This window comes from Micromonospora inyonensis (assembly GCF_900091415.1).
GTDB classification, from domain to species: Bacteria; Actinomycetota; Actinomycetes; order Mycobacteriales; family Micromonosporaceae; genus Micromonospora; species Micromonospora inyonensis.
This window is the reverse complement of sequence record NZ_FMHU01000002.1, coordinates 2,968,080-2,990,935: the sequence shown is the minus strand read 5'-3', so window position 1 is coordinate 2,990,935 and position 22,856 is coordinate 2,968,080. Positions and strand designations below refer to the sequence as shown.

Genomic DNA, 22,856 nt, shown 5'->3' with positions numbered 1-22,856 from the left:
CTGGGGTCTCAAGGGGTTGGTACATCCGTAGCGTGGCTGGGTATCCGCGCGGGCGTCCACCTGTCCCTGACAAGTCCAGGGGGAACGCAGGGTTCACCCTGATCCGGGGTGGGGGCGGCCGGACGCGCCAGGTCAGGGCAGGGCACCGGGAACGGTGATTCGGCCCAGGTGAGGGTCGGAAGCGGTCGGAAGCCGGTGACCCTGAGGCGTGCGATTCCTGCGTCCGGGTCGCCCCGGGTTTCGAGCCTGGGATGGCTGAAATGTGGCACCTGGCACGACCGGAGCCATAGTACGGCTACCGGTCCCGCTGTTAAGGTGGCGTATCTACAAGTAGACAAGCTATCTATCTGAGCCGTGAGTCTCAGGAGGTCGAGCACAGATGACCAGATCAACCGCCGCGGTCACGCCGACACGGCGCCCGAGTGTCTTCGAACGGCTGGGCGGCTGGGCGTACCGGCGTCGCTGGATCGCTGTGGCGCTCTGGGTGCTCGTGCTGGCCGGCGTCACCGTCGCCGCCCAGGCCGTCGGCAGTGACTACCGCAACGACTTCTCCCTGCCGGGCACCGATTCCCAGAAGTCCCTCGACCTGCTCGAGGAGCGGGCCCCGGTGCAGTCCGGGGAGTCGATCCAGATCGTCCTGGAGCGCGAGGCCGGCCTGCGTGACCCGGCCACCCAGGGGCGGGTGGAGGGGATGCTCGCCAAGGTCAAGACCCTGCCCCACGTCGCCGGCGTACAGAGCCCGTACGAGGGATTCGGCATCTCGGAGCAGGGCACCATCGGTTACGCCACCGTCGCGCTGGACGGCCAGTCCGCCGAGGTGCCGGCCGACGACGTCCGAAAGATCATTGACACCGCCGACGCAGCCGAGGGCGAAGGGCTCCGGGTCGAACTCGGTGGGGCGCCGGTCCGCGCGGCACAGGAGGGCGGCGGTGGCGGTGCCGAGTTCGCCGGCATGCTCGCCGCGCTCGTCATCATGGTGATCCTGTTCGGCTCGATCGTGGCGGCCAGCCTTCCGCTGGTCATCGCCATCTTCGCCGTGGGTTCCGCGATCGGCCTGATCGGGCTGGCCTCGCACGTCGCGACCATCGCCGACTTCACCGCGCCGCTGATGATGCTGGTCGGCCTGGGCGTCGGTATCGACTACGCGCTGCTGATCTTCTCCCGGTACCGCTCGGAGCTGCTCAAGGGTGTTCCGCGGCGGCAGGCCGCGATCAACGCCCAGGACACCGCCGGCCGGACGGTCTTCTTCGCCGGCTGCACGGTCATCCTGGCCCTGATCGGCCTGATGGTGCTCGGTCTCGGCTCCCTCCAGGGTGTCGCGGTGGCCGTCGCGATGACCGTCCTGGTCACCATGCTCTCCTCGCTCACCCTGCTCCCCGCACTGCTGTCCATCGTGGGTGGCCGGATCGAGAAGGGCGTGCAGAAGCGGCTGGCCAAGGGCAAGGCGACCGAGGGCACGCAGTGGCGTCGCTGGGTGACCTGGGTGCAGAAGTACCGCTGGTTGAACGCGCTGGTGCCGCTGGGCATCCTGGTGGCCCTCGCCGTTCCGGTGATCAACATGAACCTGGGCTTCGCCGACGCGGGCAACGACCCGGAGTCGACCCACAGCCGCCAGGCGTACGACCTGCTGGCCGAGGGCTTCGGGCCGGGCTTCAACGGGCCGCTGATCGTCCTGGCCGACGGCAGCCCGGAGGACGCGACCCGGGCCCAGGCCGCCATCGCCGCGACCGAGGGCGTGGCCACCGCCGTCCCGCCGAACACGATCGGCGAGAACCTGTCGCTGATCATCGTGCTGCCCGACTCGAAGCCGCAGGACCAGGAGACCATGGACCTGGTCGACCGGCTGCGGGAGACCGTCCTGCCGCCGGTGGCGGAGGAGACCGGTGCCACGTACCTGATCGGTGGCAGCACGGCCGCCACGGTCGACTTCTCCGAGGCGGTGGCCGCGAAGATGCCGATCTTCGTGCTGGTCGTGGTCGGTCTCTCCACGCTCCTGCTCATCCTGGTCTTCCGGTCGCTGCTGATCCCGCTCGTCGCCGCGGTGCTCAACGTCCTCAGCGTGGGCGTGGCGCTGGGCATCATGACCCTGGTCTTCCAGGACGGGCGGCTCGGCGTCGAGCAGGGTCCGATCGAGGCGTACGTGCCGGTCATGATCTTCGCGGTGGCGTTCGGTCTCTCCATGGACTACCAGGTCTTCCTCCTCTCCCGCATGCACGAGGAGTGGGAGCGGAGCAAGGACCCGACGGAGGCGGTCCGCGAGGGTATCGCGACCACCGGGAAGGTGGTGACCGCAGCCGGCGCGATCATGGTGGTGGTCTTCGCCGCCTTCATGCTCAGCCCGACCCGCATGCTCCAGCAGTTCGGGCTCGGACTGGCAGTCGCGATCCTCGCCGACGCGCTGCTCATCGGCTGTCTGATCCTGCCCGCCGTGATGCAGATCTTCGGCCGGAAGGCATGGTGGCTGCCCCGCTTCCTGCAGCGGGTGCTGCCCCGGGTCGCCCTCGAGCACAGCGGTGCCGCCCACCAGGAGGTCCGTGAGGAGGTCCGTGAGGAGGAACGGGAGGACGTCAGGGTCTGACGACGACGACCGCCGTGGGCCCTCCGGGGCCCACGGCGGAGCCGGCGGCCGGTCGCCGTCGGGCCGGCCGTGACCTGCGGGTCACGGCCGGAGGGCTTCACAGCACATGGTCGGTCAGTCGCACGCGGTTCACCGGATGATCCGCGTCGCAGGCGGTCCAGCCGGTGACGGTTGGACCGCTCACGGGGTCTGCAGGCGGGCGCGGTGCGGAGCCGCGGGAAGTACGAGAGGGAGGGGATGCTCATGGCACCGCCCAAGAAGTATCCGGACGAGCTGCGGATCCGCGCGGTGGAGCGGTGGCGGGGCTCCGATCCGCGGCCCCCCATCGTGCAGCTCGCCTGGGACCTCGACGTTCACCCCGAGGCGCTGCGGACCTGGATTCGTCAGGACGAGATCGAACGCGGTGAGCGGCCCGACCCCCGCGCCGAGCGTCTGTCGGAGACCGAGGCGGAGGAGCTGCAACGACTCCGGGCAGAGAACGCCGAACTCCGCCGGGTGAACGAGATACTGACGGCGGCCAGTGCCTTCTTCGCCTCACAACTGGACCAGCAGCGCCGGCTCCTGTGACCACCGCGCTGCCGACCGTGGCCGCCGTCGCGTTCGGACAATTCAATTCAGACGACAAATCCGCCGCGCCGCGTGACGGTCGGCGGCGGTGGCGCATCGTTGTGTCCGGGATCGGCTCCAGGTTGGACGGCCGGTGCCGAGCCGGCCGTTGCGCTCTTCCCACTCTCCGTCCGGATCCGTGTTCGACCGCTGACGTTCCGCTGACCCCCGCTCATCCAGAAAGCGCCCAGGGGGCTTCCAGGAATGCCCATTTCTGGAGTGAGCGCTCCGGCATGTCTGTTCCTGCTTTCAGGCAGATGGTGGTTCCCCGGTCGGCTGACCCGGCCCGGGGCCGACGGTGCGTCCCACCGGCCCGGCGGGCCCCGGGTGCCACTCGTCCGCCGGGGTGACGGGAGCGGAAAGGAGGAGGCTGGGTCGGTCAACCGGAGCGGCCCCGCCTTCTCCGCCTCGTATGTTCTTGGATGCACGTTTTGGGTGGTCCGACCCGGCTACTGCTGGTTCTTTCCAGGTTCCCGGAAGGCCGTAGCCGAGGTTACCGGGCGGTATGCCGGTGCGGGTGGCGGGTTTCCGGGGGAGTGGAGTGCTGTCCAGTGTCAGCCAGCTGACAGCTTTACCTTCCCGATACATGGCCTGTGGGCCCTGACCGTCAGGATCGAACGCTACCGATCGTATACGCCCAGGATCGGACCGGTCGCTCGTCGCCGGTGGAGCGGGTGGCCCGCCCCGGGGTGCCGGGCCCCTCCGGTGCGACTCCCGGCGTGCCGTCATGATCAGCGCAAACGCCCCCTCGGTGAGGGATTCGTGATGGCTTCGCCGCCCCGCCGACATGTGTAATTGAGGTTGCTGCGGCCCGGGTGGCGGCGCACAATTTCACTACATCCTGTGAAGCCAGCCCCAACAATGCACGGGTGCCTCGAAGCCGGCTCGAAAGCTTCTTGGTTTCTGTGCCTGCTTGTGCGGCAACCTGCAATGGGGCATAGTGATGAACAGAGGCATGCATCGATTAGTCGATCAGGGGGACCGGTGTTGCCGCACTGGTAAATATTTGATCCGACAATCGATGATTCAGTCATTGGTTGACCGTCGGAGCTGGGGGGCTGCTTAGTGTCACCTTGAGTTACCTCCATGTCTCATTGAGTAATGATGGTAAGGCGCGGCAGCTGGGGGGCGCCCCGTCGCTGCGAATTCCACTGTGCGTATCGGTGCCCTGCGTTACGGCTAGTAACGCACGATCCACTTATTGTCATGCTCATCAATCCGTCATTCCTGTGTGGCAACTGGATTCTCCTGGCGGAAAAGTGATCCTGAATGCGTTCAGGAATTGCGCTGACATTATCTGGGTCGGGGCCCAAGGGCGTAGAGAAGGATGTGACAGCATTGCAGATCAACGTGCTCGGTCCCTTGTCGGTTCATGTCGGTCAGATGGATATGACGCCAACGGCGCCAAAACCGCGTCGGGTGCTTGCGCTTCTCGCTATTTGTGCCAATCGCGTCGTCCGTAACGAACAGATCATCGAAGAGCTGTGGGAGAACAGTCCGCCCACCAGCGTCACCACCACGCTCCAGACGTACGTCTACCAACTCCGCAAACACCTGCAGCGGGCGCTCACCCCCCCAGCCCGGCGGCACCGGGCCGGACTCCGCGCCCACGTCCGAGTTGCGGACGTTCGCCGGTGGTTACATGCTCTCGCTCGCGCCGGAGGCACTCGACTCGCTGCGCTTCGAACAACTGGTGGCGCAGGGGCGCGCCGCACTGGAATCTGGTCGTACGGAGGCCGCGGCCCGGATCCTCCGGGACGCTCTGGCGCTCTGGCGGGGACCAGCGCTGGTGGACGTCACGCCGGGGCCCATCCTCCAGGTGGAGGTGCTGCGGCTGGAGGAGATGAGCAAGAGCGCCCTGGAACTGCGCATCGAGGCGGACCTGCTGCTGGGGCGTCACCACGAACTCCTCAGCGAGTTGGTCGGACTCTCCGCGCGGCAGCCCACCCACGAGGGCTTCCAGGCCAAGCTGATGCTCGCGCTCTACCGTGCCGGGCGCCGCTCCGAGGCGCTCGGTGTCTACCAGGGGGCCCGCAAGGCTCTGGTGGCCGAGCTGGGGGTGGACCCCTCGGGTGACCTGCAACGCCTGCACCGGGCCATCCTCGAAGGCGACCCGAGCCTCAGCGAGGCCGGTCCGCCGCCCATCGGGCTGGAGTGCCTGGCGATGTCCATCCCCCGGCAGCGGCGGCTGGAGCACCGGCAGGTCGGCGCGGTGCAGTAGGACGTCTCGGCAGTGACCGCGCCCCCACCCGGGGCCGGTCGACCGGGACCGGCCGGTGGGCGGTGACCCACCCCGGGACCGAGCTGCCATGGGGCCCTCGGGCTCGCGATGTCGGACCGCCCGGGTGCCCGGTGCCGCGCGCTGTGCGCGGCACCGGGCACCCGGGCGGTCTCTTCGTGTCAGCGGTGCGCCGGGACCGGGTGTCCGACCGTCGGCCGTGCGGGCACGACACCGGCGGGGTCGCCCTGCCGCACCGGGCGGCGGGTGCCGGCGCTGCCGGGGCGGCGGCACCGCCGGCGGACCGGACGTCATCGTCCGGCCCGGCGCGGCGGTGCCGCCGTCACCGGCTTACGCCTTCCCCGCCGCCAGCACCTGGTCGAGCAGGACCTCCGCCAGCTCGCCCACCCGGGGGTACTCGAAGACCACCCCGGCGCTCAGCCGGAGGCCGGTGGCGGTCCGGAGCCGGTTGCGCAGCTCCACCGAGGCGAGCGAATCGAAGCCGAGGTCGCGGAACGTCTGCCCGTGGTCGATCCCGCCGTTGCGGCCCAGCACCGAGGCGACCTCGGTGCTCAGCAGCCGGACCAGGGCGTCGTGCCGGCGCTCCTGCGGCAGTTGGGCGAGCTGGTCGGCCCAGGAGGAGGCCGACCCGGTGCCCCGCGTCACCCGCTCGACGACCCGCCGTCCGGGCGGCGGGACGAGGTCACGGAACATCCCGGGCACGGTGTCCCGGTCCGTCCGGCCGCGCAGCGCGGCCCGGTCCAGCCGGACCGGCACCAGATGGGCCTGGTCGCGGGCGACGGCCAGGTCGAACAGGGCGAGACCCTCCTCGTTGGAGAGGCCGGCGACGCCGGCGCGGCTCATCCGGGCCAGGTCGGCCTCGGCGAGGTGCCCCGTCATCCCGCTGGACTCGGCCCACAGGCCCCAGGCCAGCGAGGTGGCGGTGCGGCCGGTGGACCGGCGTAGCGCCGCCAGCCCGTCGAGGAACGCGTTCGCGGCGGCGTAGTTGCCCTGACCGGCCAGCCCGATCGTCCCGGCGACCGAGGAGAAGAGTACGAACGCGTCCAGCGGCCGGTCCCGGGTCAGGTCGTGCAGGTGCCAGGAACCATCCACCTTGGGGCGCAGGACCCGGGCCACCTGATCCGGTGCGAGTGCCTCGACCGTGGCGTCGTCGAGCAGGCCGGCGGTGTGCACGACCGCCGTGAGCGGGTGCGCCGCCGGCACGGCGTCCAGCACCCGGGCCAGGGCCTCCCGGTCGGCGACGTCACAGGCCGCGACGGTCACCTCCGCACCCAGCTCGGCCAGCTCCTTCTCCAGCTCGGCCACCCCGTCCGCGTCCCGGCCGCGTCGGCCGGTCAACAGCAGGTGCCGGACGGAGTGCCGGGTGACCAGGTGCCGGGCCAGCAGCCGGCCCAGCGTGCCGGTGCCGCCGGTGATCAGGACGGTCCCCTCGGGGTCGAGCGCGCCGGGCAGGGTCAGCACCAGCTTGCCGACGTGCCGGGCCTGCTGGAGATGGCGGAAGGCCGCCGGGGCCCGGTCGATCGGCCAGGTGGTGATCGGGCTCGGCTCCAGCACGCCCGCGTCGAAGAGGTCCATCAGCGCGGCGAACATCCCCCGGATCCGGTCCGGATCCACGGTCAGCAGGTCGAAGAACCGGTACGTCACGTCGGGGTGGTCGGCGGCGACCCGCTCGGCGGGACGGATGTCGGTCTTGCCCATCTCGACGAAGCGCCCGCCCCGGCGCAGCAGCCGCAGCGAGGCGTCGGTGAACTCGCCGGCCAGCGAGTTGAGCACCACGTCCACGCCCTCCTGCCCGGTGGCGTCGGCGAACCACTGCTCGAAGTCCAGGGTGCGGGAGTTGGCGATGTGCGCGTCGTCGAAACCCGCCTCCACCAGCGTGTCCCATTTCGGCGGGCTGGCCGTGGCGAAGACCTCGGCGCCCAGGTGCCGGGCGACCTGCACCGCCGCCATCCCCACCCCGCCGGTGGCGGCGTGGATCAGCACCCGTTCGCCGGAGCGCAGGTCGGCCAGGTCGACCAGGCCGTACCAGGCGGTCAGGAAGACCGTCGGCCCGCTGGCGGCGAGCGCGAAGGTCCAGCCCGCCGGGATGCGGGTGAGCAGCCGGTGGTCGGCCACCGCGACCGGGCCGAAGGCCCCCCCGGGGAAAAGGCCCATCACCCGGTCGCCGGGGGCCAGGTCCGTCACACCGGCGCCGACCTCGACGACCACCCCGGCCGCCTCGCAGCCCATCGTCGCCGCGCCCGGGTACATGTCGAGGGAGATCAGCACGTCCCGGAAGTTGAGGCCGGCGGCCCGGACGGCGACCCGGACCTCCCCGTCGGCCAACGGGCGGTCCGTCCCCGCGGGTCCGACCAGGGCCAGGTTGTCGATGGTGCCGCGCGGTTCAGCCACCAGCCGCCAGTCGGTCGTCTCCGGCACCGCCAGGGTCTGCCCGGTGCCGGCGTGGGCCAGCCGGGGTACGCGCAGCGCGTCCCCACGGACCGCCACCTGGGGCTCGCCGGTGGCGACCGCGGCGGGCACCCGCAGGTGTGACGGGGTGTCCAGGTCGACCAGGACGAACCGGCCGGGGTGCTCGGTCTGCGCGGTGCGCAGCAGCCCCCACACCGCCGTGGTCGCCGGGTCCCGGACCGGCTCGCCCGGGTCGGCGGCGACCGCCCGGAACGTGGTCAGCACCAGGCGCGAGGCGTCCAGCCGGTCGCTGGCCAGCCACTGCTGGAGCAGGTCCAGCGCGGCGGTGACCGCCGAGTGGGTCGCCGGCACCATCTCCGGTTCCGGTGCCCCGGCGGTGGCCACCACGACGTCCGGCACCCGTGCCCCGGCCTCGACCGCGGCGAGCAGTGCGGCGAGGTCCGGATAGACCGTCGCGCCGACCGCGTCCAGGTCGCTCTCGCCGAGCACGGCCAGCCGGATGGTGCCGGTGGTCGGTGGCGCGGTCACCTCGGTCCAGGCCACCTCCAGCAGCGAGTCGCGGTGCGCCTCGGCAGCGGAGAGTTGGGCGGGGGCGGCGGGTTGCAGGGTCAGGGACTCCACCTCGGCCACCGGCGCCCCGGACCCGTCGGTCAGGGTCAGCGCCGCGCTCAGTTCGCCGGTGCGCCGGACGTGCACCCGCAGCGCGGTCGCCTCCACGGCGTGCACCCGGACGCCGCTCCAGGCGAACGGCAGGGCGATGCCACCCCGGGTGTCCCCGTCCAGCAGGCTCAACACGAGCGGGTGCAGCGCGGCGTCGAGCAGTGCCGGGTGCATGTGGAAGCCGGTGACGGTGTGGTCGTCGGCGAGCCGTACCTCGGCGTACAGGTCGTCGCCGTCCCGCCAGGCCCGGTGCAGGCCACGGAAGGTCGGCCCGTACCGGTAGCCGGCGTCGGCCAGCCGCGGGTAGGCGTCGGTCAGGTCCCACGGCGTCGCCCGAGCCGGGGGCCACTCGTCCAGGCGCGGCCCGTCGCCCGGCTCCGCCCCGGCCAGCGTGCCGGTGGCGTTGCGGACCCAGGTCCGGTCGGTCCCGGTGCCGTCGGCGGCGGGTCGGGAGTGGACGGCCAGCGTCCGCCGCTCCGGGTCGTCCCCGGGGGAGACGCTCACCTGGATCTCCACCCCGCCGGTGACCGGCAGCACCAGTGGCGCCTCCAGGACCAGGTCGTCGACCACGCCACAGCCGGCCCGGTCGGCGGCGTACGACGCCAGGTCGACCAGGGCGGTGCCGGGGAGCAGCACGGTGTCGCGTACCGCGTGGTCGGCCAGCCAGGGATGCGTACGCCGGGACAGCCGCCCGGAGAGCAGCACCCCGGCGTCGCCGGCCAGGTCGATCTCGGCCTCGAGGAACCGGTGCCCGGCGTCCCGGGCCGGAGTCGCCCCGCTCGGCGCGGCGAGCCAGTGCCGGTGCGGCTGGAACGGGTACGTGGGCAGGTCGACCGTGCCGCGCGGCACGTACGCCGGGTCGGCGACCAGCCGGGGCCGGTGCCCGGTGTGGGTGTGCACGTGGGCCAGCGAGAGCAGCAGCCGGGCGGCGGTGCCCTCGCCGCGCTTCAGCGTCCCGGTGGTGGTACCGGGGTGGTCGGCGGCGTCCAGGGTGTCCTGGATGCCGATGGTGAGCACCGGGTGCGGGCTGGTCTCGACGAAGTGGGTGTGCCCGGCGGCGGCCAGCCCCCGGACGGTCTCGGCGAACCGGACCGTGTTGCGCAGGTTCTGGAACCAGTACCCGGTGCCCAGCTCGGTGGTGTCCAGCAGGCCGCCGGTGTACGTGGACCAGAACGGGATCCGCGACGCCCGGGGCCGGATCTTGCCGAGCAGCTCGTGCACCTGCTCCCGGATCGGCTCCACGAACGGGGTGTGCGAGGCGTAGTCGACGTCGATCCGACGGGCGTTGACGTCCCGGGCCTGGAAGCTCGCGACCAGGTCGTCGAGGGCGGCGGCCTCGCCGGCCACCACCGTGGAGTGCGGCCCGTTGATCGCCGCGACGTGGATCCGCCCGTCCCACGGGGCCAGGTCGACCTGCTCCACCGGCAGCGGCACGGAGACCATGCCCCCGGTGCCGGCGAGCGCGGTGATCGCCTGCGACCGACGCGCCACGACCCGGGCCGAGTCGTCGAGGGTGAGCGCTCCGGCGACGTACGCGGCGGCGATCTCGCCCTGGCTGTGGCCGATCACCGCGTCCGGCTCGACGCCGTGCGCCCGCCAGGTCTCCGCCAGGGAGATCATCATGGCCCAGAGGACGGGCTGGATGACGTCCACCCGGTCCAGCGGTGGGGTGTCCGGCTCACCGCGCAGGACGTCGATCAGGTTCCAGTCGGTGTACGGGGCGAGCGCCTCGGCGCAGCGGTGCAGCTGGGCGGTGAACACCGGGTGGGTGTCGAGCAGCCCCAGCGCCATGCCGACCCACTGCGACCCCTGCCCGGGGAAGACGAAGACGGTCTTCCCCTCGGTCGGGGTGCCGGTGACCAGGTTCGGCGCGGACCGTCCCTCGGCGAGGGCGGTGAGCGCCTCGCGGGTGGCGTCCGGGTCGGCGGCGACGACGACCGCGCGGTGGTCGAACCGCGCCCGGGTGGTGGCCAGGGTGTGCGCGACCACGGCCGGGTCGAGGTCCGGGTGGGCGTCGAGGTGCCGGGCCAGGTTGGCGGCCTGGTCGCGCAGGGCGGCCGGGCCGCGCGCCGACAGTGGCAGGGCGACCGCGCCCACCATGACCGGCGGGACGTCGTCGTCGGCCGGGGCGGCGTCCGCGTCGGCCGGGGCCTCCTCCAGGATCACGTGCGCGTTGGTGCCGCTGATGCCGAACGAGGAGACCGCGCCCCGGCGGGGTCGCGCATCGCGTGGCCACGGCACCGCCTCGGTGAGCAGGGCGACCGCGCCGGACGACCACTCCACGTGCGGCGACGGCTCGGCCGCGTGCAGGGTGGGCGGCAGCAGGTCGTGCCGGAGCGCCTCGATCATCTTGATCACGCCACCCACACCGGCCGCCGCCTGGCTGTGCCCGATGTTCGACTTCAGCGAGCCCAGCCGCAGCGGCCGGTCCGCCGGCCGGCCCTGCCCGTACGTGGCGAGCAGCGCGCCGGCCTCGATCGGGTCGCCGAGCTGGGTGCCGGTGCCGTGCGCCTCGACGGCGTCCACGTCGGCGGGGGAGAGACCGGCGTCGGCCAGCGCGTCGGAGATCAGCCGTTCCTGGGACGGGCCGTTCGGGGCGGTGAGCCCGTTGCTGGCCCCGTCGGAGTTGATCGCGCTGCCCCGGATCACCGCGAGTACCCGGTGACCGTTGCGGCGGGCGTCGGAGAGCCGCTCCAGCAGCAGCACCCCGGCGCCCTCGGCCCAGCCGGTGCCGTCCGCCCCGGCCCCGAACGCCTTGCAGCGCCCGTCCGGCGCGAGACCGCGCTGCCGGCTGAACTCGACGAAGATCCCGGGCGAGGACATCACGCACGCTCCGCCCGTGACCGCCAGGTCGCTCTCGCCCCGGCGCAGCGACTGCACCGCGAGGTGGATCGCCACCAGCGACGAGGAGCAGGCGGTGTCCACCGTGAACGCCGGGCCCTCGAACCCGAAGACGTACGAGATCCGTCCGGAGGCGACGCTGGCGGTGCTGCCGGTGAGCCGGTACCCGTCGGAGCCGGCCGACGTCTCGTACAGGCGTGGTCCGTACTCCTGGGACATCAGCCCCATGAACACGCCGGTGCGGCTGCCGCGCAGCGCGGTCGGGTCGATGCCGGCCCGCTCGAACGCCTCCCACGAGGTCTCCAGCAGCAACCGCTGCTGCGGGTCCATGGCGGCGGCCTCGCGCGGACTGATCCCGAAGAACTCCTCGTCGAACTCGTCGGCCCGGTGCAGGAAGCCACCGTGCCGGGCGTACGACTTCCCGGGCACGCCGGGCTCCGGGTCGAACAGCCCCTCGAGGTCCCAGCCCCGGTTGGTGGGTAACTCGCCGATCGCGTCGACACCCCCGGCGACCAGCCGCCACAGGTCCTCCGACGAGCGGACGTCGCCGGGGTAGCGGCAGCCGATGGCCACCACCGCGATCGGCTCGTCCGCGTCCGCGTCCGCCCGGGTGGCCGCCGGGTCGACACCGCCGCCGACCAGGTGGTCGCGCAGGTGCCCGGCGAGGGCGGCCGGGGTCGGGTGGTTGAACAGCAGGCCCGAGGCGAGCCGCAGCCCGGTGGCCGCGGCGAGCCGGTTGCGCAGCTCCAGCGAGAGCACCGAGTCGAAGCCCAGGTCCCGGAAGGAGAGGTCGACCCCGATCGCGGCGTCGGAGGCATGGCCGAGCACCGCCGCGGCGTTCTTGCGGACCAGGTCGAGCGTCAGCCGGGACTGCTCGGGCGCGGGCAGCAGGGCGAGCCGTTCGGCCAGCGTGCCGGTCAGCCCGGGCCGGGAGTCCCGGACGGGCTCCGCGTCCCGGACCGGGTGCGGTGCACCGCCCGGCGCGGGCCCCGTCGGGACCGGCCCGGCGGCGATCCAGTACGCCTGGCGCTGGAACGGGTACGTGGGCAGGTCGACCGCGCCGTCCGGGACGTGCTCCGGATCGGCGGCGAGGACCGGCGTCCGTTCGGTGCGGGTGTGCACGGTGGCCAACGAGAGCAGCAGCCGGCGCGGGCCGCCGTCACCGCGTTTGAGGGTGCCGGTGGTGGTGCCGGCGACGTGGCTCGCGTCCAGGCTGTCCTGGATGCCGACGGTCAGCACCGGGTGCGGGCTGGGCTCGACGAAGTGGTTGTGCCCGGCCGCCGCCAGCGCCCGGACGGTCTCGTCGAGGCGGACCGGGTTACGCAGGTTCCCGTACCAGTAGTCCGCGGTCAGGGCGGTGCCGTCGACCGGCCCGGCGGCCACCGTCGACCAGAACGGGATCCGCGTGGCGGTCGGCCGCAGCTCGCCGAGCATCTCGTTCCATCGCTCGCGCAGCGGCTCCACGTGGTGGGTGTGCGAGGCGTAGTCGATGTTGACCCGGCGGCAGGTGATCCCCCGCTCCGCGTGCGCGGCGGTGATCTCGTCGAGGGCGTCCAGGTCGCCGGAGACCACGGTGGAGTACGGCCCGTTCAGCGCGCCGACGTGCAGCCGCCCGGCCCACGGGGTCAGGTCGACCTGGTCCGGCGGGAGGGGGATGGAGACCATGCCGCCGGTGCCGGCGATCGCGGTGATCGCCTGGGCCCGACGGGCGACGAGCCGTGCCGAGTCGTCGAGGGTGAGGGCTCCGGCGACGTACGCGGCGGCGATCTCGCCCTGGCTGTGGCCGATCACCGCGTCCGGCTCGACGCCGTGCGCCCGCCAGGTCTCCGCCAGCGAGATGATCATTGCCCAGAGCGCCGGCTGGAGCACGTCCACCCGGTCCAGCGGCGGGGTGCCCGGCTCACCACGCAGGACGTCGATCAGGTTCCAGTCGGTGTACGGGGCGAGCGCCTCGGCGCAGCGGTGCAGCTGGGCGGTGAACACGGGGTGGGTGTCGAGCAGCCCCAGCGCCATGCCGACCCACTGCGACCCCTGCCCGGGGAACGCGAAGACCACCTTCCCCGGGGTGCGGGTGCCGGTGACCAGCCCGCCGTCGGGTAGCCCCTGGGCCAGCGCGGTCAGCGCCGTCCGCGCCTCGACGATGTCCCCGGCGACCACCACGGCCCGGTGGTCGAACCGGGTCCGCGTGGTGGCCAGGCTGTGCGCGACCACGGCCGGGTCGAGGTCGGGGTGGGCGTCGAGGTGCCGGGCCAGGTTGGCGGCCTGGTCGCGCAGGGCGGCCTCCCCGCGAGCGGAGAGCGGCCACCCGGTCACCTCGCCCGCCGCCCCGGTCGCCGCTTCGCGCGCCGTCCCGCCCGCTGCCCCGGTCGCCCGTTCCGCGCCGGTGGTTGCGGTGCGCCAGGTGGTTGCGGTGCGCCAGGTGGTTGCAGGGGCCCCCTCCTCATCACCAGACGGTAGGAAGGGCCCCCTGCAACCAGCCACGCCTCCCGACGGCTCCCTGCCGGCCGGTTGCTCCGGGGCGGCGGCGAGCACCAGGTGGCAGTTGGTGCCACCGATGCCGAACGAGGAGACCCCGGCGAGCAGGGGCGCGTCCGGCCGGGGCCAGTCGCCGGCCCGCTGCTGCACCCGCAGCCGCAGGTCGTCCAGGGGGATGGCCGGGTTGGGGGTGGTGAAGTTCAGGCTGGCCGGCAGGTGCCGGTGACGCAGGGCGAGCACCGCCTTGAGTAGGCCGACGACGCCGGCCGCGCCCTCCAGGTGACCGACGTTGGTCTTGACCGAGCCGACCAGCAGCGGCGCGTCGGCCGGGCGGCCCGCGCCGAGCACCCGGCCCAGCGCGCCCGCCTCGACCGGGTCGCCGACCCGGGTGCCGGTGCCGTGCAGCTCGACGTACTGCACGTCGTGCGGGTCGACGCCGGCATCGGCGTACGCCAGCCGCAGCACCTCCTCCTGCGCCACCCGGCTGGGTACCGTGAGCCCCTCGGCAACCCCGTCGTTGTTGACCGCGCCGCCGAGGATGACCGCGTGCACGCGGTCGCCGTCGGCCAGCGCCCGAGCCAGGGGCTTGAGCAGCACGGCCGCGCCGCCCTCACCCCGGACGTAGCCGTTGGCGCGGGCGTCGAAGGTGTGACAGCGGCCGTCGGGGGAGAGCGCTCCGGTCCGGGCCATGCCGGTGGTGCTCTCCGGAGCCATGATCAGGTTCACCCCGGCCGCGATGGCCAGGCTGGACTCGCCGCGCCGCAGGCTCTCGCAGGCCAGCTGCACGGACACCAACGACGAGGACTGCCCGGTGTCGACGGTCATACTCGGCCCGGTGAGGCCGAAGTGGTGCGAGACCCGGTTGGCGAGGATGCTGCGGTGCAGCCCGGTGACCGTGTGCGGGGAGACCGCCTCCGGGCCGCCCCGGTAGGACAGCGTCGCGTAGTCGTCCCAGATGGCGCCGACGAAGACCCCGGTGCGGGTGTCCCGTACCGTGGCGGGAACGATCCGGGCCTCCTCCATTACCTCCCAGCTCAGCTCCAGCATCAGCCGCTGCTGCGGGTCCATCGCCGCGGCCTCCCGGGGGCTGACCCCGAAGAAGGCCGCGTCGAAGGTGTCGACCCGGTCGAGGAAACCGGCCCGGCGTACGTCCACCGGCGGCTCGCCCACGTCCCGCCACCGGTCTGCCGGCGGTTCGCCGACGGCCTCGACCCCGTCGCGCAGCAACTCCCAGAAGGCTCCCGGGTCAGGTGCCTTCGGCAGCCGACAGGCGAGTCCGATGATCGCTATGGGTTCGGTACGCCCCACGGGTGCCTCACCCACGGTGGTCTGCGGTTCGCTCACGGTTCCCTCCCGGGCGCGGTGGTTCTGACAGGCGCGTGGTGTCCTCTGGGCGGTACTCCGCGCGGGCGCGCCGGGCACCGACGCTGCGCACGCTGACGGCCGCGAAGCTCTGACGGACGGTTCGATGCGGTACGACCGAACTGCACTGCTGGACTACTGCACTGCTGGACTACTGCACTGCTGGACTACTGCACTGCTGGACTACTGAACTGCGTCGCACCCGCTGCGCGGCACCGCGCTGTGCCGCGCCTCCTGCTCAGCTCGGCTGCACCGCCTTCCTCGGCTGCGCTACGTCGCGCTGCCCCGCGCTGGGTTGCGCGCCGCGCCGCGCCGCGTTGCGCTGCGCCGTCGCGTCGCGCTGGGCTGGGCTGAGGTGGTTGCAGGGGGCCCTTCCTCATCAAAAAGCGGTAACAAGGGGCCCCTGCTTCCACCCCAGCCGGGTGTGGCTGGCCGAGAGGCGGTGCGGGCGGGGTGGGTCAGCGGTGCAGCAGGGCGCCCAGCACCCGTTCGACGGTGGACTCGGTGGCCTCGGCGTCGGCCGGGGAACGCCAGCAGACGAAACCGTCCGGCCGGACGAGCACCGCCCCCTGCGGGGCGACGCCGTACGTGTCGTGCCAGGGCCGGTCGTCCTCGACCAGGTCCGCGCCGATCCGGTGGATGTCGAGGTCCACGCCGAGGCGCTTGGCGGCGGCCGTCGCGGCGACGCGCCACGGTTCGCCGGCCGAGCCGAGCAGCAGCACCGGCCGCCGGCCGAACAGGTCCAGGGTGGAGATCCGTTCCCCGTCGCGGCGTAGCCAGACGTGCGGCGCGCGGGTGCCGGGCCGGCCGCCGAGCTGGCGCGGGTCGACCAGGGCGGCGGTACGGACCCCACCCGGCCCGGGCGGGGCGGCGGGGACGGCATCGCCCGGTTCGGCGGCCACCGCGGACGAGTCGTAGACGTAGCCGAAGGTCACCATCAGGGTGTCCCGGACGGCGGCCTTCTGCTCGCCGGTGGCGAACCCGCCCCGGGTGGCCAGCCGGAGTCCGGCCTGGGTCATCACGGTCACCCCGACCGGGTGGCGCTCGGCGTCGTAGGTGGCCAGCAGCGTGGGGGAGGCCTGACCGGTCAGCACGGCGCGCAGCTTCCAGGCCAGGTTGTGCGCGTCGTGGATGCCGGTGTTCGCGCCGTACCCGCCGACCGGCGGCACCACGTGCGCGGCGTCGCCGACGAGGAAGATCCGCCCGTCGGTGAACCGTTCGGCGACCAGCGCGCCCATCTCCCACGGCATGACGCTGCGCAGTCCGACCTCGAGGTCCGGTACGCCCACCGCGGCCCGGACCAGCTCGACGCAGCGTTCGTCGGTGAAGTCCTCCGGGCGCTCGCCCTCCTCCGGGTGGTAGGTGACGATCAGGGTGCCCTGCCCCAGCGAGTCGTCGTGCCCGAGGATGCCCTCCACCTGGTCGTTCTCAACCTGGCAGATGGCGAACCGGCGGCCGGCGAGCGGGCCGGTCAGGTCGGCCCGGAACAGGATGCTCATCTGGTGGCGGACCACACCGCGCCCGTGCCGTCGGATGCCGAGCCGCTCCCGGATCGGGCTGTGCGTGCCGTCCGCGGCGACCAGGTACTCGGCCCGGACGGTCCGGCGGGCCCCGGTCTTCCGGTCCTGGACGGTGGCGGTGACGCCCTCGTCGTCCCGGGCGAGGTCGACCAGCTCCACGCCGAAGCGGATGTCGGCGCCCAGGTCGTTGGCCCGCTCCAGCACCAGCGGCTCGATCCGGTCCTGCGGCAACGAGACCAGCCGCTCGATCGGGCTGATGTCGCTGACGTCCTCCTCGTCGGGGATCCGGGACATGTGGATCTCCCGGCCGGTCAGCGACTCGACCTTGCCGTTGAGGACGTGACCGGCGAAGCCGGCGCTCTCGGCGTAGATGGCGTCGGTCAGCCCGACGGAGCGGTACAGCTCCAGCGTGCGCGGGTACCAGCCCCAGGCGCGGGGGTGGATGGCGGTGCCCGGGTGACGTTCGACGAGGACCGACCGGACGCCGTGCGCGGACAGGAACAGGGAGGTGGAGAGCCCCACCACCCCACCCCCGACGATCAGTACTGGTGTTGTCTCGTCGTACACGAGTGACTCCTCCCGGATCGTGGCTGGCCCAGCCTGGCAGCCCCGCTTGGAGGACGGCTCGAAGCGCGCTTGGAGATCAACGGGGATCGGGTCCGGTACGGCTTCGGATCCGGTACGACGACGGGCGCCTCCCGTCGGTGACGGGAGGCGCCCGGGAGGTGTGTGCGTCGGCGGGGTCAGCGCCGGGGCGGCGCGCTCCGGTGCTGCCGCTGTCGGTCGACGACGACCGCGACGACCGCGCCGACGGCGGCCAGGACGACCGGCAGGAACCGGAAGCCGCCCGGGTCGCCCGAGGTGAGCAGGCCGACGACGCCGATGATCTGGTCGACCACCAGTCCGGCGAAGAACCCGGCGACGAGGCCGATCAGAACTGCCACCAGCGTCCTCACGAGCTGCCTCCCAGCCTCGGTGGGTCGATATCCATAGCCATCCTACATATCGGTTTCCCCGGGGTGGACCGGGCAAACCCGAACGGGACCGCGCTCAGTGCAGGGAGGTCACGCCCTCCGGCGACGGCGTCGTCGCCGGCTGGTCCGGTACGGGCTCGTCGGCGAGGCGTCGCGTCAGCGAGCGGACGGAGAACGCCAGAGCCGCCGCCACGACGAGGCCGACGCCGCCGAGCACCAGGTAGAAGGTGGCGTCGGAGACCACCGCGGTGATCCCGGCGAGCTGGCCGCCGGTGGCCGCGCCGACCGCCGCGAAGAGCCAGAACAGGCCGATCATCTGGCTGGAGAAGCCCGGCGGGGCGACCTGGGCGGCCAGGCTGAGCCCGACCGGCGCCACGACCAGCTCGCCGCAGACGACGATCAGGTAGACGGTGAGCAGCCACAGCGGGGACACCGGGCCGCTCTCGGCCAGCGAGGCGGCGACCGCCATGACCACGAAGGAGACGCCCCCGAGGAGCATGCCGGCGACGAACTTCGGCGGTACCGCCACCCGGGAGCCCAGCCGCACCCAGAGAGCGGCGAAGGCCGGGGCGAGCATCAGCAGGAACAGCGGCTGGGCCGACTGGAACCAGCTCGCCGGCACCTCGAAGCCGAACACGTCCCGGTCGACCGAGTCCTTGGCGAAGATGTTCATCAGCGCGGGGCCCTGGGCGTAGAGCATCCAGAAGAACGCCGAGGCGATCAGCATCCAGAGGAACGCCCGCAGCCGGACCCGGTAGGGCGCGATCTCCGGCCGGCGGTTGAGCCGGATCCAGTAGACGATCGGCACACCGAGCACCATCAGGCCGAGGAGCATCAGGACCTGCTGGAGGGCGACCACCCCGCTGGCCACCCCGACGACGGCGAGCAGCGCCGGGATCCCACCGAAGATCGCCGAGCGCCGCCAGACGCGGGCCCGTACCTCCGGTGGGGCGGGGTTCGACGGGCGGGAGCCGACGTCGCCCAGACCGCGCATCCCGACCACGTACTGGATCAGGCCGACGACCATGCCGAACGCGGCGATCCCGAAGCCCAGGTGCCAGTTGATCTTCTCGGCGGCGAAGCCGGTGACCAGCGGGGCGAGCAGGGCACTGACCTGGACGCTCATGTAGAACAGCGAGAAGGCCGCCTCCCGCCGCTCGGGCTGGCCCTGGTACATGTCGCCGACCATCGCCGCCATGCTCGGCTTGACCAGGCCGGTGCCGACGATGATGCAGCCCAGCCCCAGGTAGAGGGTGGGCTCCGCGGGCACGGAGAGGAAGATGTGCCCGGCGGTGATGAAGATGCCACCCCAGAGGGTGGCCCGCCGCGCGCCGAGTACCCGGTCGGCGAGCCAGCCACCCGGCAGGGCGGCCATGAACACCAGGGACATGTGCATGCCGAAGAGCGCGGCGGCGTCCACCTCGGACATGCCCATGCCGCCGTCGGCCGGGCTGGCGACCAGGAACAGCGCCAGGATGGCGAGCATGCCGTAGAAGCTGAAGCGCTCCCACATGTCGACGACGAAGAGGGTGCCGAACCAGCGCGGCTGGCCGAGGAAGGTCTTTTCGGTGGGCGGGATCGGTGTGGCTGTCGAGCTCATGGTCTCTCTCAACCCCTTCTCGCGGTGCGGGTGAGACCGGCCGACGTGGCCGGGCGGCCGGCGGTGGGTGGCCTGCGGAGCATCTCGACCACGGCGCACGACCAGGTGAATCCCGCGCCCACGCCGGCGAGGAGGCACCGCTGGCCGGGTTGCAGGACGCCGGAGTCGGCGATCTGCCCCAGCCCGGCGATCTGGTCGCCGGCCCCGAGGTGTCCGACCTGGCGTCCCCAGGACCAGGTGGTCCGGTCGGGGTCGATCTTGAACTTGTGCAGGAAGTGGGCGTTGAGCCGGCCTCGCCCGAGGTTCGGCAGGACGAACCAGTCGATGTCGTCGAGGGTCACCTCGGCGTCGGCCAGCGCCCGTTCGATCGCCTCGGACTGGCCCCGGTCGATCCGGTCGAGGATGCCGTCGAGCCCGCTGGACCGGACGAATGCCTGCCGCAGCGACTCCACGTCCACCGTGGCGCGGGCGCTGAACGGGACCGGACCGAACGGGTCCACCCCGCGCTGCATCTGTTCCAGCCCGGAGTCGGCGACGGTGACGATGCTGCGCAGCCGGGCGAACCCGGGCCGACGGGAGACGACGAGGGCGGTGCCGGCGTCGCCGAAGACGGTGCCCGGGTCGCTGCGCCAACGGTCGAACCCGGGCGCGCAGAACCGGTCCCCGGTGGTGACCAGCGCGCTGGTCCGGGTCGGGTCGCCGAGCAGGTAGCCCACCGCCAGCTCCAGCGCGCAGAGACCCCCGTTGGACATCTGCCGCACCTCGATGGCCGGGCAGGAGTTGCCCACCGCCTCGCGCTGCACGTACGAGGCGGGAGCCCACATGTCGTGCCCCTGGTACCAGGTGTTGGCGTGCAGGATCAGGTCGATCTCCGCCGGCCGCGCCCCGGCCTGCCGGATCGCGGTCCGCGCGGCGTGCGCGGCCATCTCCGGACCGGACTCGCCCTCGCTCACGCAGACCGACTGCATCTCGGTACGCCAGACCAGCCGGCGCTCGCAGAGCCCGGCCCGTTCGGCCTCCTCCAGCGTCATCGCCGGGGACAGGCGACGCCCGGTGCCGACGACGTACAGGTTTTCGACCTTCATGCCGACGACCCCGTTCCGGCTCCCGTGGTGCTGCCCGCGTGTCGCAGCCGGTGGCGCTCGGTCCTGTGGTGCCGGTGGCCGCCCGGCGCGCCGGCGAGCCGGGTGCCGGTGCTCGGGGCGGCGCCCACCTGGAGCGGGGTGTCGGTCATGGAACGGCCTCCAAAGTCCGTCGCTGCCCATCCCTGGGCCTGTCGTGCGCTCCCCGGTCGCGGGAGCCGGAAACGGGCGGACGGTGGCCGGAGGACGACCTGGTCAGGGTCGTCCTCCGGCCACCGGTGGATCGCCGGGCGTCCCGCCCGGTCGTCGTCCGGCCCTCGTGGCGGGCGGCCCGCCGGCCGCCCGGCGGTACGACGGCGTTCAGAACGCCGCCGACACCTCGAAGACCTCGAAGAAGTTCTCCTGCTCGCGGTCCTGGTACTGCCGCAGGGGAGAGGTGGAGGGGCGGTGCGAGACACCCTCCTCCCAGACCCGGAACGCCTCCAGGCTCTCCCACTCGCTGAGCACCACCAGGCGGTGCGGGTCCTTCGTGGACCGGAGCAGCTCGTTGCCGATGAGCCCCGGCGTCCCCTCCAGGTGCCGGCTGATCTGGTCGTACGCCTTGGCCACCGCGTCGGCGTCGTCGGCCGGCGCGCGGTGCCACACCATCACCCGGGCGCGACCGGCGCTGCTCACCGCAGGGCCTTCGCGGCCTCGCCGGCCGGCAGCGCGAACACGACGTTCATGGTGAACATCGCGCCGCCGTGCCGGAACGGGTGCAGCTTCTTGCGGTGCTCCACGTGCTCGTCGCTGTGCTCGAACTCCCGGAACCGCGGCTCGTCCACCCAGTCGCTGATGACGTAGTAGGTCGAGTCCTGCTGGGAGTCCTTCATCAGCCACTGCCCGAGGTTGGCCGGGTGGTCGGTGATGACGCTGCCGATGGAGAGCCAGGTCTGCTCGAAGTCGGCCTCCATCCCAGGGTTGATGTCGAACCGCAGCATGACCCGGAACACGGGGTTGCTCATGATCAGATACCTCCGTCGACGGGGATTTGCGCGCCACTGACGTAGCGGGACTTGTCACTGGCGAGGAAGAGCACGACCTCGGCGACCTCGTCCACGTGGCCGAGCCGGCCGAGCGAGGTGAGCTGCGCGTAGCGGGCCTCCATGGCGGCCCGCTGCTCCGGGGTGAGGCGTGCCATCTCCTCGGTCGCGATGACACCCGGCTCCACCAGGTTCACCCGGATACCCCGGCGGCCCAGCTCCTTGCAGAGCGAGCGGGTCAGACCCACCAGGCCGGCCTTGGCGGCGGTGTAGTGCGCCCGCATCGGGATGCCCACCTTGGCCACCCGGGAGCCGATGTTGACCACGGACGCGCCCTCGCCCATCAGCGGCAGGGCCTTCTGGATGACCAGGAAGGTGCCGGTCAGGTTGGTGTCGACGACCGCGTGCCAGTCGGCCAGCGACAGGTCGTCGTAGCCGATGTGGCTGATCACGCCGGCGTTGTTGACCACCACGTCCAGCCCGCCGAGGCGGACCTTGCACTCGGCCAGCAGCTGGTCGATCTGGTCCGCGTCACCGACGTCGGCGCGGACCAGGTGGTGCTGCCCCGGGGTGTCCTTCAGCTCGCGGGCCAGGCTCTCCACGGCCTCGCCCTCGGAGCGGTAGCAGGTCACCACGTTCGCGCCGGCCTTCGCCAGGGTCAGCACGATCGCCCGGCCGATGCCGCGCGTACCGCCGGTGACCAGGGCGTTCTTGCCGGCCAGTAGCTGTTCCATCAATCCTCCAGGTAAGGGGTGCGCCGGCTCAGGAGCGGGCGACGGCGGCCTTCTCGATCCGTTCCTTGATGGCCGCCATCTGGATGGCCGAGTTCTTCAGCAGGTGCGCGGCCATGGCGTCGTCGTCGAAGGGCATCTCGTCCTTGACGTGGAACTCCTGCTCCCAGCGCATCTCCACGCCGCCGTCGACCTCCCGGTACGCCCAGAAGATGTTCATGAAGTCGAACGGGCCGGTCTCGATCCGGTGCGCCCGGACGGTCCGGGTGGCCGCGTCGGAGGTCCGCTCGGAGACCCAGGTGTTCACCCGGCCGTTCTCGTCGGGGTGCATGGTCAGCCGGAACCGGATGGTGTTCCCGTCCCGCTCCAGCACCTCCGCCGCGGCGTACTCGGTGAAGAGGTCCGGCCAGTTCGGCACGTCGTTGGTCATGTCCCAGACCAGGTCCATCGGCGCGTCGATGACGACGGCGCACTCTGTCTTTTTGGCCATCGTCACGCCGCCGGGGCGAGCTGGTCGTTGACGAACTCGATCAGCTCACGCGGGGTGCGCAGCTCGCTGATCATCTCCTCGGGAACCGAGGCCGGGAACTCCTTCTCCAGCCGGCTGACCACCTCGAGCAGGGCCAGCGAGTCGTAGCCGAGGTCGGTGAAGAGGGTGTCGTGGATGTCGGCGGTCAGGTCGACCGAGTCGTCCACGCCCACCGTCGCGCGGATCACGCGCGTCAGGTCGTCCAGGGTCATCTCACGCATGGCAGGT

General features: G+C 72.4%; 13 protein-coding genes and 1 pseudogene. 4 read left to right on the top strand and 10 right to left on the bottom strand.

All coding sequences use genetic code 11. The features are described from left to right. Positions 1 to 379: 379 nt before the first annotated feature. The 4 genes and pseudogenes from GA0074694_RS27665 to GA0074694_RS27655 all read left to right on the top strand — a co-directional run bounded on the left by GA0074694_RS27665 (position 380) and on the right by GA0074694_RS27655 (position 5,405). Positions 380 to 2,578 carry an MMPL family transporter gene (locus GA0074694_RS27665; RefSeq protein WP_176738142.1) on the top strand — a complete coding sequence of 733 codons (2,199 nt, stop codon included), beginning with the start codon at positions 380 to 382 and terminating at the stop codon, positions 2,576 to 2,578. 243 nt (positions 2,579 to 2,821) lie between these two features. Further along, a complete protein-coding gene (locus GA0074694_RS27660) occupies positions 2,822 to 3,145 on the top strand; it encodes a transposase (RefSeq protein ID WP_176738141.1) in 324 nt (107 codons plus the stop codon). A gap of 1,308 nt (positions 3,146 to 4,453) precedes the next feature. Continuing rightward, positions 4,454 to 4,735 (top strand): annotated as a pseudogene (locus tag GA0074694_RS34400) (AfsR/SARP family transcriptional regulator); the annotation flags it as partial. A gap of 91 nt (positions 4,736 to 4,826) precedes the next feature. Beyond that, a complete protein-coding gene (locus tag GA0074694_RS27655) occupies positions 4,827 to 5,405 on the top strand; it encodes an AfsR/SARP family transcriptional regulator (protein WP_218105828.1) in 579 nt (192 codons plus the stop codon). A gap of 348 nt (positions 5,406 to 5,753) precedes the next feature. Here GA0074694_RS27655 and GA0074694_RS32455 read toward each other — a convergent pair whose 3' ends face one another. From GA0074694_RS32455 to GA0074694_RS27605, 10 genes are all read right to left on the bottom strand, one after another. Further along, positions 5,754 to 15,152, bottom strand: a complete 9,399-nt coding sequence (locus GA0074694_RS32455; RefSeq protein WP_218105827.1) for a type I polyketide synthase — start codon at positions 15,150 to 15,152, stop codon at positions 5,754 to 5,756. A 476-nt stretch (positions 15,153 to 15,628) separates the two neighbouring features. Next, entirely contained in the window at positions 15,629 to 17,257 is a 1,629-nt protein-coding gene (locus GA0074694_RS27645; RefSeq protein ID WP_091462885.1) for an FAD-dependent monooxygenase, read from the bottom strand. Between the two features lie 176 nt (positions 17,258 to 17,433). Beyond that, positions 17,434 to 17,634, bottom strand: coding sequence for a DUF5957 family protein (locus GA0074694_RS27640; RefSeq protein WP_176738140.1), 201 nt, complete (start codon positions 17,632 to 17,634; stop codon positions 17,434 to 17,436). A gap of 106 nt (positions 17,635 to 17,740) precedes the next feature. After that, positions 17,741 to 19,264, bottom strand: coding sequence for a peptide MFS transporter (locus GA0074694_RS27635; RefSeq protein ID WP_091462883.1), 1,524 nt, complete (start codon positions 19,262 to 19,264; stop codon positions 17,741 to 17,743). Positions 19,265 to 19,272: 8 nt separating this feature from the next. Next, positions 19,273 to 20,349: a ketoacyl-ACP synthase III family protein gene (locus GA0074694_RS27630; protein ID WP_091462882.1), complete on the bottom strand. Its 1,077-nt coding sequence runs from the start codon at positions 20,347 to 20,349 to the stop codon at positions 19,273 to 19,275. A gap of 357 nt (positions 20,350 to 20,706) precedes the next feature. After that, the gene (locus GA0074694_RS27625) at positions 20,707 to 21,021 is read right to left on the bottom strand and encodes an antibiotic biosynthesis monooxygenase family protein (protein ID WP_218105826.1); all 315 of its coding nucleotides are present in this window, start codon (positions 21,019 to 21,021) and stop codon (positions 20,707 to 20,709) included. Next, positions 21,018 to 21,350, bottom strand: coding sequence for an antibiotic biosynthesis monooxygenase family protein (locus GA0074694_RS27620; RefSeq protein ID WP_091462881.1), 333 nt, complete (start codon positions 21,348 to 21,350; stop codon positions 21,018 to 21,020). The genes GA0074694_RS27625 and GA0074694_RS27620 overlap by 4 nt, the downstream gene beginning before the upstream one ends. Positions 21,351 to 21,352: 2 nt before the next feature. Continuing rightward, on the bottom strand, positions 21,353 to 22,102 hold the full coding sequence (locus GA0074694_RS27615; protein ID WP_091462880.1) for an SDR family NAD(P)-dependent oxidoreductase: 750 nt from the start codon (positions 22,100 to 22,102) through the stop codon (positions 21,353 to 21,355). Between the two features lie 28 nt (positions 22,103 to 22,130). Further along, complete coding sequence (locus tag GA0074694_RS27610; RefSeq protein ID WP_091462879.1) at positions 22,131 to 22,589, bottom strand: SRPBCC family protein; 459 nt, start codon at positions 22,587 to 22,589, stop codon at positions 22,131 to 22,133. Between the two features lie 2 nt (positions 22,590 to 22,591). Then, positions 22,592 to 22,849 (bottom strand): acyl carrier protein, encoded by a 258-nt coding sequence (locus GA0074694_RS27605; protein ID WP_091462878.1) that lies wholly within the window; start codon positions 22,847 to 22,849, stop codon positions 22,592 to 22,594. Positions 22,850 to 22,856 lie beyond the last annotated feature (7 nt).

Excerpts from the sequence above, each read along its gene's own strand:
- GA0074694_RS27605 (WP_091462878.1), bottom strand. The coding sequence starts at position 22,849 with ATGCGTGAGATGACCCTGGACGACCTGACGCGCGTGATCCGCGCGACG.
- GA0074694_RS27610 (WP_091462879.1), bottom strand. The coding sequence starts at position 22,589 with ATGGCCAAAAAGACAGAGTGCGCCGTCGTCATCGACGCGCCGATGGAC.
- GA0074694_RS27615 (WP_091462880.1), bottom strand. The coding sequence starts at position 22,102 with ATGGAACAGCTACTGGCCGGCAAGAACGCCCTGGTCACCGGCGGTACG.
- GA0074694_RS27655 (WP_218105828.1), top strand. The coding sequence starts at position 4,827 with ATGCTCTCGCTCGCGCCGGAGGCACTCGACTCGCTGCGCTTCGAACAA.
- GA0074694_RS27630 (WP_091462882.1), bottom strand. The coding sequence starts at position 20,349 with ATGAAGGTCGAAAACCTGTACGTCGTCGGCACCGGGCGTCGCCTGTCC.
- GA0074694_RS27635 (WP_091462883.1), bottom strand. The coding sequence starts at position 19,264 with ATGAGCTCGACAGCCACACCGATCCCGCCCACCGAAAAGACCTTCCTC.
- GA0074694_RS27620 (WP_091462881.1), bottom strand. The coding sequence starts at position 21,350 with ATGAGCAACCCCGTGTTCCGGGTCATGCTGCGGTTCGACATCAACCCT.
- GA0074694_RS27665 (WP_176738142.1), top strand. The coding sequence starts at position 380 with ATGACCAGATCAACCGCCGCGGTCACGCCGACACGGCGCCCGAGTGTC.
- GA0074694_RS27660 (WP_176738141.1), top strand. The coding sequence starts at position 2,822 with ATGGCACCGCCCAAGAAGTATCCGGACGAGCTGCGGATCCGCGCGGTG.